At 60.7% G+C, this 11429-nt stretch carries 10 protein-coding genes; 2 read left to right on the top strand and 8 right to left on the bottom strand.

The window, feature by feature from the left end; translation table 11 throughout:
- The first annotated feature begins 3 nt into the window (after positions 1-3).
- Positions 4-1401 (top strand): LLM class flavin-dependent oxidoreductase, encoded by a 1398-nt coding sequence (locus tag EX00_RS00935; protein ID WP_047453205.1) that lies wholly within the window; start codon positions 4-6, stop codon positions 1399-1401.
- 27 nt (positions 1402-1428) lie between these two features.
- On the opposite strand, the gene EX00_RS00930 is transcribed toward EX00_RS00935, so the two are convergent.
- Together EX00_RS00930 and EX00_RS00925 are read right to left on the bottom strand one after the other, a co-directional pair.
- Positions 1429-2493: a glycosyltransferase family 2 protein gene (locus tag EX00_RS00930; protein ID WP_047453329.1), complete on the bottom strand. Its 1065-nt coding sequence runs from the start codon at positions 2491-2493 to the stop codon at positions 1429-1431.
- Between the two features lie 255 nt (positions 2494-2748).
- Entirely contained in the window at positions 2749-3885 is a 1137-nt protein-coding gene (locus EX00_RS00925; protein WP_047453203.1) for an aminotransferase class I/II-fold pyridoxal phosphate-dependent enzyme, read from the bottom strand.
- 134 nt (positions 3886-4019) lie between these two features.
- On the opposite strand from EX00_RS00925, the gene EX00_RS00920 reads away from it, so the two are divergent.
- Positions 4020-4703 carry a helix-turn-helix transcriptional regulator gene (locus EX00_RS00920; protein ID WP_047453201.1) on the top strand — a complete coding sequence of 228 codons (684 nt, stop codon included), beginning with the start codon at positions 4020-4022 and terminating at the stop codon, positions 4701-4703.
- 36 nt (positions 4704-4739) lie between these two features.
- On the opposite strand, the gene EX00_RS00915 is transcribed toward EX00_RS00920, so the two are convergent.
- The 6 genes from EX00_RS00915 to EX00_RS00885 all read right to left on the bottom strand — a co-directional run bounded on the left by EX00_RS00915 (position 4740) and on the right by EX00_RS00885 (position 11419).
- The gene (locus tag EX00_RS00915) at positions 4740-5795 is read right to left on the bottom strand and encodes an LLM class flavin-dependent oxidoreductase (protein WP_047453199.1); all 1056 of its coding nucleotides are present in this window, start codon (positions 5793-5795) and stop codon (positions 4740-4742) included.
- A 30-nt stretch (positions 5796-5825) separates the two neighbouring features.
- The gene (locus EX00_RS00910) at positions 5826-6767 is read right to left on the bottom strand and encodes an ABC transporter substrate-binding protein (RefSeq protein ID WP_047453326.1); all 942 of its coding nucleotides are present in this window, start codon (positions 6765-6767) and stop codon (positions 5826-5828) included.
- A 78-nt stretch (positions 6768-6845) separates the two neighbouring features.
- Positions 6846-7790, bottom strand: coding sequence for an ABC transporter substrate-binding protein (locus tag EX00_RS00905; RefSeq protein WP_047453198.1), 945 nt, complete (start codon positions 7788-7790; stop codon positions 6846-6848).
- 76 nt (positions 7791-7866) lie between these two features.
- Positions 7867-9645, bottom strand: a complete 1779-nt coding sequence (locus EX00_RS32200; RefSeq protein WP_080761178.1) for an amino acid ABC transporter permease/ATP-binding protein — start codon at positions 9643-9645, stop codon at positions 7867-7869.
- 39 nt (positions 9646-9684) lie between these two features.
- Positions 9685-10209, bottom strand: coding sequence for a GNAT family N-acetyltransferase (locus tag EX00_RS00890; protein WP_047453196.1), 525 nt, complete (start codon positions 10207-10209; stop codon positions 9685-9687).
- 22 nt (positions 10210-10231) lie between these two features.
- A complete protein-coding gene (locus tag EX00_RS00885) occupies positions 10232-11419 on the bottom strand; it encodes a M20 aminoacylase family protein (RefSeq protein WP_047453194.1) in 1188 nt (395 codons plus the stop codon).
- Between the last annotated feature and the right edge of the window lie 10 nt (positions 11420-11429).

Genomic DNA, 11429 nt, shown 5'->3' with positions numbered 1-11429 from the left:
AAAATGAGCCGCGAAATCAGGCTGAACGCCTTCGATATGAACTGTGTCGGTCACCAGTCGCCCGGCCTCTGGCGGCATCCGCGCGATCAGTCGTGGAAGTACAAGGATCTCGACTACTGGGTCCATCTCGCCAAGACGCTGGAACGTGGCAAGTTCGACGGTCTGTTCATCGCCGATGTGCTCGGCGTCTACGATGTGCTGAACGGCAATGTCGATGCGGCCCTTCGCCATTCGGCACAAGTACCGGTCAACGATCCCCTGCAGCTCATTCCAACCATGGCCTATGTCACCGAGCATCTCGGCTTTGGACTGACGGCGTCGCTGTCCTTCGAGCATCCCTATACCTTCGCCCGCCGCATCTCGACGCTCGACCACCTGACCAAAGGTCGCGTCGGCTGGAACATCGTCACCTCCTATCTGAACAGTGGCGCGCTGAATGTCGGCCAGGCGGCACAGACGAAGCATGACGATCGCTATGATCTCGCCGAGGAATATCTCGAGGTCTGCTACAAGCTCTGGGAAGGCAGCTGGGAGGACGATGCCGTGGTGCGCGATCGCGAGGCCGGCATCTTCACCCATCCGGAAAAGGTTCATCCGATCCATCACTCCGGCAAGCAGTTCACCGTGCCGGGCATTCATCTGAGCGAGCCGTCGCCGCAGCGGACGCCGGTGCTCTATCAGGCTGGCGCCTCAAGCCGTGGCAAGGATTTCGCCGGCGCGCATGCCGAATGCATCTTCGTCGCTGCGCCATCGAAGCCGGTGCTGAAGCGTTATGTCGCCAATGTCCGCGAGGCGGCAGCCAAAGCCGGCCGCAATCCGCGCGAGATCTTAGCCTTCAACCTGCAGACTGTGATCCTCGGCGAGACCGATGCTGAGGCGAAAAAGAAGTTCGACGAATACCGAAAGTACGTCTCCTACGAAGGCGCGCAGGCGTTGATTTCCGGTTGGACGGGCATCGATTTCGGTCAGTTCTCGCCCGACGAACCGCTCAGGCATCGCTATACCAACGCCGTGCAATCCGCCGTCGAAACCTTCACCACCATCGACCCCGACAAGGTCTGGACCGTGCGCGAGATGGCGGATTGGGTTGGCATCGGCGGCTTCGGTCCGGTCTTCGTCGGTTCGCCGCAAACAGTCGCCGATCTCCTGCAGGAGTGGGTCGAGGATACGGATGTGGACGGCTTCAATCTCGCCTACGCCGTCACACCGGAGAGCTTCGAGGACGCTGTCGACCTGCTCGTGCCGGAACTGCAAAAGCGCGGCGTCTATAAGACGGATTATCGTCAGGGAACCTTGCGGGAAAAGCTCGGTGGCAAGGGGCCTCGATTGCAAGCGCCGCACCCCGGCGCCAGCTATCGGAACTTGAACGAGGAACGGATCGCCAGGGCCGTGGCGAGATAGCGGCGCAAGCGCACCGCTATCTCTGGTCTACCCAACCGCATGGCGGATGGTTTTCGAAATGCGCAGCAGGAAGGCGGGCCTTGATGAGGCGACGAGCTTCCACGACAGGATCGCCTTCGCCATGCGCCGGGGAAGGACGCCGACGGACAGGAACCATGCCGCCAGCATTGCGCGGCGTCTGAGCGATGCATTCATTTCCAGACTGGCCACGGCACCGGCGGTTCCTAGGGTAAATCTGGAATCGCTGACCATGGGATGCCTTGAACTGTCTATGCAGAGCGATGCCAGGCGCTCTTCCAGATGGACAGGGTCATGAAGATTGACATCCTGTGGTACGGTCAGGCCGACTTCAGCGGCCCGATCCGACAGGGCATCCATTCGGTGAAAATCATGCTCCATGCGCCAGCGCGCGCGCTGACCGAGCTTCTCGGCGAAGACGGAATGATTGGCGCCATGAATGCGGTAGGCGCCGAGACAGGTCTCGATCGACGTTACCTTTCCGTGGAGAGGCGCAACGGTGACTAGATAGCCATCGGCACCCTGCCGGAAATCCGTTTCCGGAACCGGCATCACCGTTTCCAGAACCGCGCGCCTGAAGGCCAGGCCGCTGGTAACAGTGGTCTGATAGCGCCCACTATGCAGCAGTTTCGAAGTGACGTCGCCGGAATCGAACGGTAGCTCAGGGGGCGGAAAGACATCCTTTACCTGCTGATCCTCATCGACGAGGTGCAATCGGAATTGCGCCTGGACCGTGTCGTCCTCCCAGGCATCGACGATTTCGGACACCGCATTCGGGTATAGATAGTCGTCGGCATCGAGAAAAAGGACGATCTCACCGCTGCTTGCGGCAAAACCGGTATTGAACGCCGCGCCGTGCCCGCCATTGGCCTCTTTCAGGCGCGCCTTGATGCGTGATCCGTAGGAGGTAATGACATCGGCTGAGTCATCGGTGGACGCATCGTCGACGACGATAACTTCCACATTGTCGTAATCCTGCTCCAGTGCGCTGCCGACAGCGCGGCGGAGGAAGCGTGCGTAATTGTAGTTCGAGATGATGATGGAAACGGAAGCACAGTCTGGGATGGAGTGCATCGCATTGAACCTCGCAATTCTGCTTTGGTCGCGGCGAACCTTCTCATTCAGGTCCTGGGGGAAACCCGTGTCGGGAAGCACAGCCCCTCAATATGGAGAAACTGCTGTCACAGACGTGCTGCCCAACGGGTGGCGAAGACGAAATTTAAACTTGTCTGTACCATTGCCAGCCTCGGCAGCTTTGTGGCTTTTGAATGGCCTTGGCTTCGAAAATGCCATGATCTGACTTCGCTCGAATTGCGTTCCGGGGATGTCTTAGCGATGGTTCCTCAGCAGATAGGACCGCATCGCAGCGATCCCTTCTTCGATATTGGCGCGGCCGAAGCCGATGCGGAACCGATTGTCGGGCGTCGGGTTGAGCTCGGAGCGATAAAGACTGGCCGGCAGCAGCAGCACGCCGGCGCTCTCCACGAGATCGCGCGCGAAATTCTCCACTCCATCAGCGCCCTTGTAGCGCGGATAGCCGACACATCCGCCGTCGGGCGTGTACCATTCGAACAGGTCCTCGAATTCGTTGAAGAGCGCCTTCAGCTTGCCGAGGTTGGCGGTGATCAGTCGGTTGTTGCGTTCAAGTATCCGCCCGCCATTCAGCAATGCGATCTTTGCCAGGCTTTCGCTCGGAGCGGAGTTGCAGATCGAAATATAGTGCTTCATTCGCTCCATCCGCGAAAGAACGGTGCGATCCTGGCAAGCGATCCAGCCGATGCGCAGGCCGGGGAGCCCGTAGGCCTTGGACATTACCGCGAGCGAAAGACCACGCTCGTAGACATCGGCAACCGCGGGCAATTGCGGTTTGCCGTCGACGCTGAGACCGCGATAGACCTCGTCGCTGAAGAGCCAGATGCCATGCTGACGGCATAGACCCACCAGAGCGTCGAAGCGGCCTCTTTCGAGGACCTTGCCGGTCGGATTGTGGGGGAAATTGATGGAGATCAGCTTGGTGTTCGGCCGGACCGCCGCCCGCACCGCGTCAATGTCCAGCGACCAACCATCAGCGGGATCGAGCGCCACCCCGGAGACCTCGCAGATGCTGAGTGGGACCGTCTCGGCCGACTGGTAGTTCGGTGTCACGACGATCGCATGATCGCCCTTTTCGAGCAGCACATGCATGGCGATGTAGATCCCCTCGCCCGCGCCGGCAAAGCAGAGAACATCCGCGCTTTGCATCCCTTCATAAAGGCCGGCGATAATTTCCCGTAGCGCCGGGTCGCCGAAGGTTTCGGTATAGCCGAGCCATAGGTTTTGGAACGCCGCCCGCTGCTCTTCCGAGCCCATCGCCAGAAGCTCGGCCATCGTCATGCTCTGCACATCGGACGCCGTCATGTGATAGCGCGCCGTGAATTCCCATTTCGAGAAATAGGTCTCGAGCTTGAAATCGGGCAGTACCGGCATGATTGGTGTCTCCAGCATAGACAATCACGCGCTCATGCGCGTTTTGCATTCGGGAAAGTCAGGGTAAAAGTATGTTGACATTTTGTCAAATACAGAGAATTTGTCATTTCCGCCGAGGATAGGAATGCGAGGCCATGTCAAAGAAGGCTGCGATTGCCGTGCCAGCACTGACCGAAGAACTGTCGCGTTACGTTCCGGTCGCGGAGGCGATCGCAATACTGCTCAAGCCGCATGCTGAAGTCGTTATTCACGACCTGAAGACGGAAAAAATCGCCTATATCGCCAACAATATTTCGCGGCGGCAGATCGGCGGTTCGTCACTGACCGACCTCAAGGACATAGGCTCGCTCGACGACGATGTGATCGGCCCCTATCGGAAAACCAATTTCGACGGGCGGCGGCTCAAATCCGTCACCTCGGTCCTGCGTGGGCAGGACGGGTTCCCCATCGGGTTGCTCTGCATCAATTTCGATATCGATCCGATGGAATCAGCGCGCGAGGCGCTCAGCCTGCTGACGGCTTTTCAAGGGAATGGCGCACAGCCGGCAGCGCTTTTTCAATCGGATTGGCAGGAGACGGTCAACGCCGCGATCGCCGGCTTCCTCGCCGAGCGCGGGCTAGCGGCATCGGCGCTTGCGAAGGAAGATCACGTCGGTCTGGTGGAAGCGCTGGAACAGGAGGGTTATTTCGCCATCCGCAATCTCGTGCCTTATCTGGCGCGGTTGCTCGGAATCTCGCGAGCGACCGTCTACAAGCATCTGCGAGAGGCCAGGCAGAAGAAAACTGAGGCAGGGCGACTCGACCCTGGCCCGTCGTGAACATGCCGGAACGAGAACCTCGGGGGAGCGTCTTGCTCAGGCGTAGCGTTTTTCGTCTTTGCCAGATGCAGCCCAACCCGCGCCTGACCAGCCCAGTTTCGGCGCAATCCGCGTGACGAAGTCATGGAGGATCTGGCGGTATTGCTCGTGCTCGAACTCATAAGGCAGCTCCAGCCGCAACTCGCTGACCTTGGGCAGGATCGGATCGGCGAAAAGCTGCTCCAAAATCTCCTCCGAGGTACCAATGATGTCACGGGCAAACAGGGTCCTCCGCTCGCCTTGTGGCGTCAGCGTCCGCTCATTGCGGCCGGCGGCATAGTCCTGATATCGGCGACGCGTGGCGGCATCGGCACTGTCGAACGGCACGATGACGCGCCCCAGCGCGACACGGCCCCGGGTTCCGGCGGCTGCACGATAGGTCTCGATCAGCCGCGATTGGGCAACGAGGAAGTCATCGGTTCCCTCGCCCGTTATCACATTGCCGGTCAGCAGGTTGAAGCCATTGCGGCCGGCCCATTCGGCCGAGCGCTGCGATCCACCGCCATACCAGATCCTGTCGATTAGCCCCTTGGCATAGGGTTGTAGGCGCGGGCGGATCGGGCCGAAGGGCGTCTTGATGAAGGTCTGGTCGTCACCGAGAGGAGTGCCGCGCAGATTGTCGGCAAAACGCAAGACGCGATCATGGGAGAAATCGTTGCTCTCCCAATCACCGTCGAAAACCAGTGGTGCGATGAGGTCGGCATGCAGCGGCCGGCCGGCGCTGACCCCAATATTCAGCCGTCCACGCGACAGGACATCGACAGTGGCGAGGTCCTCGGCCAGTCTATAAGGGCTTTCATAGCCGATAGGAATGACCGCCGTTCCCAGCTGGATGCGGCTGGTGCGCTGAGTTGCCGCCGCCAGGAAGGCGCTGCCCGACGAAATACCGGGCTCCAGATGCCGCTGCCGGACCCAGGCGCTGTCGAAGCCTAGTTCCTCACCATACCGCAGCTGTTGCAGCGTCTGCTCCAATCCCGCCAGCGGATCATCGTCGGGATAATTGCCGGGGGTCAGGAAACCGATATGGTTAATCGAGATCTTGCGGCCGCTCATGTCATCACTCCCATTTACGCCTTCTGGCGATCAGTATTTCGGCAAGCCGGGCGGATTGGTTTCCGACTTCGGCAAGGCTTCCTCCGCCAGATGCCAGTGGTCGAGGATCTTGCCGTAGGTGCCGGTGGCGATGAGATCGTTGGTGGCGACTGTCAGGGCATCGGCGAGACCGCTTCCCTTGCGTGTGGTGACGGCTACATCCGAGCGATCCGGCCAGCCGGCGCTCAGCGTGCCGACGCTCCTGATGTTCTTGTCGCGGGCAGCGATGTAGACGAGCTGCGCATGCGGCTGGACGATCACGTCAGCGCGGCCCGACGCCAGCGCCAGCAGGCTCGCGGCATCATCGTCGTAATATTGCAGCTCCAGCGGCTTCAGCCCGGCGGCGACATTCTCCTTGCTCCATTCGAGCAGGATGCGCTCCTGATTGGTGCCGGCACCGACGATGAAGCGAAGACCCGCCGCATCCTTTGGCTCCTTAATCGGCCCGATCTTGCTGTCCGACTTGACATAGATGCCGTGCAGGCCCTGACGGTAGGTGGAGAAATCGAACTTCTCCTTGCGCTGTTCGGTGACGCCGACATTGGAGATAACGGCATCATATTTGCCCGAGGTGAGGCCCAACGGCCAATCGATCCAGGCGACCGGCACGAGCTCGAGCTTCAGCCCGAGGCTGCCAGCGATGGCGGTGGCGATATCCGGATCGGCGCCGACCACGGTCCTGGCATCCGTCGCATAGGTGGCGAGCGGCGGACCGCCAGGCGCGACGGCGACCGTAAGGGTGCCTGGCGTCACGAACTTGAAGCCCTTGGGAATGGCGGCGATGGCCTTCGCATCTTGCTCGACACGAATGCGGCCCGGCTGCTCCGGGCTCAGGTCGAAACTCAGATCATTGGCATGGGCCACGCCGACAGATGTCAGCGCCGTCATCATCAGAACGAATGAACATGCCCGGATGGCCGGTATGCCTGTCATGAAAGTCTCCATATCCCGTCTTCATGAATAGCCGGCTCACACTTTCGCGGAGCCGGCCGCTAGTTGTGTCAGAACCGATCAGGAACCGCTCTTTGGCAGACCGGGCGGGTTGGTCTGAGACTTGTCGATGGCCTCAGAGGTAAGGCTCCAGTGCTTCAGCACCTCGCCGTATTTGCCGTCCTTGATCAGGTCGTTGAGCGCGATGGTGACCGCATCGGCAAGACCGGCTCCCTTGCGCGTCGTCACCGCGATCTCGGCCGTCAGCGGCCAGCCGCCGCTGACCGTGCCGACCAGCTTGGTGCTGCCCTTGATGGAAGCGCTGTAGGCAAGCGTGGCATTCGGGTTGAATTCGACATCAGCACGGCCGGACTGGATCGCCAGGTTGGCGGCGGCGCGATCGTCGTAATACTGTACCTCAACCGGCTTCAGACCAGCGGCGACATTCTGCCGATCCCACTCCAGGATGATCTTCTCCTGGTTGGTGCCGGCGCCGGTGATGACCTTCAGGCCGGCGACGTCCTTCGGCTCCTTGATCGCGGTGATCTTGCTGTCGGCCTTGACGTAGAAGCCGAGAACATCCTTGCGGTATGTGGAGAAATCGAACTTCAGCTTGCGCTCCTCGGTGACGGTCACATTGCTGATCACGGCATCATATTTGCCGGAGGAGACGCCGAGCGGCCAATCCTCCCAGGCAACCGGGACAAGGTCCAGCTGCAGTCCGAGCGAATCCGCGACCAACTGCGCAATTTCAGGATCGGTGCCGACCACGGTCTTGGCGTCCGTGGCATAGGTCGCGACCGGCGGATCCCACGGGCTGATAGCCACGGTGAACTTGCCGGGACTGACGAACTTGAAGCCCGGCGCGATCGCCTTGATCGCGGTCTCGTCTTTTTCGGTACGGATCCGATTCGATGTATCAGGGCTGAGATTGAACTTTTCCGCCGCATAGGCGGAGCCGAGCCCAAGAACGGCCACGGCAATCACGCCGGCCACCAGGGATGTCGTTTTCTTGAAGACAGTCATGTAGCTTACCTTCTTTTCATTCCAGGGTTGTGGTTGCGCATGCTTTCTTCCTTTCGCGAAGTGGGGCCGGTTTTCGCTAGAGAACTTTTGCCAGGAACTCGCGGGTGCGCGGATGTTCGGCGTCATTGAAGATTCTGGATGGTGGGCCGACCTCGAGAATGTGGCCGCCTTCGATGAAGACCACCGTGTCGGCGACCTCACGGGCAAAGCCGACCTCGTGAGTGACGATGACGAGCGTCGTGCCGGTGCGGGCCAGCTCCTTGATGACGTCGAGCACTTCGCCGACCAGTTCCGGATCGAGCGCCGAGGTCGGCTCGTCGAAGAGCAGCACCTTGGGGCGGAGCGCCAATGCGCGGGCGATGGCGACGCGCTGCTGCTGGCCGCCGGACAATTGGCGCGGATAGGCGTTGATCTTGTCGCTGAGGCCGACGCGGGCGAGCAGTTCCTGCGCCAGTTGCACGGCTTCCTCGCGGCTGACGCCACGGACCTGGATCGGTGCCTCGATAAGGTTTTCGAGCACGGTCAGATGGGGAAAGAGATTGAAGCTCTGGAAGACCATGCCGATATCGGCGCGGCTTTTGAGAATGTCCTTCTCCTTCAGCTCATAGAGCGTGTCGCCCTTTTGGCTATAGCCGATAAAGCTGCCGTCGATGGAGATGAACCCACTGTCGACTCGCTCCAGATGGTTGATAGCGCGCAACAGCGTCGACTTGCCGGAGCCGGAGGGGCCGAGGATGGCGGTGACGCTGCCGGGCGGCAGGTTTAGCTCGACATTATCGAGCACCTTCAGCGCGCCGAAGCTCTTAGAAATGCCGTGAATTCGAACGGCACCGCCGGACGCTCTGAGGCTTGCGACATCGCTGAAGCCGGTTTTGCGCGCGATATCGGTCGTTGCCTCAAGCGCGGGCAGCGGGCGCCGGAAGCTGGTGAAGAAGGCCTGGAACGGGAGCGGCGTCGGATTGCGCAATGCGCCTTTGGAGAAATAGCGTTCGATATAGTATTGCGCGATCGACAGTACCGTCATGATGATCAGATACCAGACGGTCGCGACCATCAGCAGCGGGATGACTTCGAGGTTGCGGCGATAGATGACCTGGACGGTGTAGAAGAGTTCCGGCAGGGCGAGCACGTAGACCATTGACGTGCTCTTCGCCAATCCGATGATCTCGTTGAAGCCGGTCGGCAGGATCGAGCGCATGGCCTGCGGCAAGACGATACGGAAAGCCTGGCGGCGGCGCGACAAGCCAAGCGCGGAGGCCGCCTCCAATTGCCCTTGATCCACGGAGAGAATGCCGCCGCGCACGATCTCGGCGAAGAAGGCCGACTGATTGAGCGTCAGCCCCAGGAAGGCGGCGGCGAAAGGTGTCAGCAACTGCACCGTCGGATAGTCGAGAAAGACCACATCGGTGAAGGGGATGCCGATCTTGATAGTCTCATAGAGATAACCGAGATTGTTCAGCACCAACAGCAATACGATCATTGGGATCGAGCGCAACAGCCAGATGTAGCCCCAGGAGAGGCCCGACAGCAGCGGCGACTTGGAGACGCGAGCAAGCGCCAGTGCCGTACCGAGTATGGAGCCGGAAATGGCGGCCAGCACCGTCAAGAGCAGCGTCCTGCCGAGGCCGACGAGAACTGGCTCGGCGAAGAACCATTCGGCAAAGACGTCCCAACCCCAGCGCGGATTGGTGAAGGTGGAATAAAGCACGGTGGCGATGACGACAGCAGCAAAAATGGTCCCCGCCAACCGGGCGGGATGACGCGCCGGCACGATCCGGTAGCGAGAATGATCCTGCTTTTGATCGGCGATCCGGCTGCCGGGATCGATCCCGGCGAAATCTGTCGTCAGTGCCATGATATTTCCCTTTTATGGATTATCGGTCTGTTGCCGCTTTCACCTGTTGCCGCCGGCCACGCGCAGTTCCGGTTCTGCCAGATGGCTGACATCCTTCTCGAAGGGCAGCGTCTTGTGGATTTCCGGATCGACGGTCTGATCGAAAAGCGCGGTGTAGCCGTAGCCGAGATAGAGACCGACGGCCTCCGGCTGGCGAAAGCCGGTGGTGAGATAAATGCGGGAATAGCCCTGACGGGCCGCCTGCGATTCCAGCTCGACCAGAACCTTGCGCGCCAGTCCCTGCCGGCGCAGATCGTGACGGGTCCAGATGCGCTTGAACTCGGCAGTGCGCTCGTCGTAGCGCTTGAAGGCACCGCCGCCGATGGTTTCGCCGTCGCGGATCAGGAGCACGAAATTGCCATTCGGCGGCGCAAAATACTCTGGCGGATAGCGATTAAGCTCGGCCGCCGCGCCTTCGGCACTGAAATAATTGCCGTAGCGGCTGTCATATTCATGGATTAGCTCATCGATCAGCGGCTTGGCGCGTGGGTCGAGAGGGGTCGTGTAGAGAAAGCTGTCACTCATCTCATCCGTCCTGTTATCGTCATCATGAAAGAAAGGTTTCGACCAGCCGCACCCAGTAACGGGCGGCGGGCGCGATGATCGTGTCGTCGAAATTGTAATGGGCGCTGTGCAGAGGGGCGCTGTCGCCATTGCCGACGAAGAGGTAGCTGCCCGGTTGCTCCAGCAGCATGAAGGCGAAATCCTCGCTTGCCGTGCGCGGCCGAAAATCCTCGGCGACCTGCGCCTCACCGAAGGCCTCCAGTGCGACCGAGCGAGCAAAAGCCGTCTCGTCGCGATGGTTGATGAGGGCCGGAAAGCCGAGGCGGTAGTTCACATCCGCCTGCGCGCCGAAGCTTTCGGCCTGGGCGCGGGCAAGAGCCGGAATACGCTCCTGCAATTGCTGGCGGACCGTCTCGTTGAAGGCGCGCATGGTCAACTTCAGCTCGACGCTTTCCGGGATCACGTTCGATGCCGAGCCGGCATGGATCGAACCGACGGTGGCGACCGCCATGTCCTGAGGGTCGACATTGCGCGACACCACACTCTGCAGCGCTGTGATGAAGGACGCAGACGCCAGGATCGGATCGACCGATTTGTGCGGCTCGGCCCCATGGCCGCCCTTGCCGACGATGCGGATCACGGCCTGGTCCACCGAAGCCATGGCCGGGCCGGCGACGAAACCGAATTGGCCTGTTGGCACGCCTGGCCAATTGTGCAGGCCGAAGACGGCGTCGACCGGAAAGCGTTCGAAAAGCCCGTCGGCGATCATCTTGCGCGCACCGGCGCCGATCTCCTCGGCTGGCTGGAAGATCAGCGTCAGCACGCCGGAGAAATGCCGGGTCTCGCCGAGATAGCGTGCCGCTGCCAGCAGGATCGATGTATGCCCGTCATGGCCGCAGGCATGCATGACACCCGGATTATCGCTGGCATAGGGAAGATCCGTCGCCTCCTCTATCGGCAGGGCGTCCATATCCGCCCGGATGCCGATGCGTTTTTCGCCGTCGCCGCCCCGAAGGGTAGCGACGACGCCGGTGCCACCGACACCAGTCGTCACCTCGTAACCCCAGGAGGTAAGGAGAGAGGCGACGATCTTGCTGGTCCGCAGTTCCTGGAAGGCAAGTTCCGGATAGCGGTGCAGATCATGGCGAAGCTCGATGATCTCGTCGATAAAGGAGGCGATCCCCTTTTCGATGTCATCCGCCGGTCGATGGTGCTGGGAAATGACGTTCATGGCTTGATCG

The sequence above is a fragment of the Martinezella rhizogenes genome, from assembly GCF_000799715.1.
GTDB lineage: Bacteria > Pseudomonadota > Alphaproteobacteria > Rhizobiales > Rhizobiaceae > Rhizobium > Rhizobium rhizogenes_C.
The sequence above is the reverse complement of the archived record's forward strand: the minus strand, read 5'-3'. Positions and strand labels throughout refer to the sequence as shown.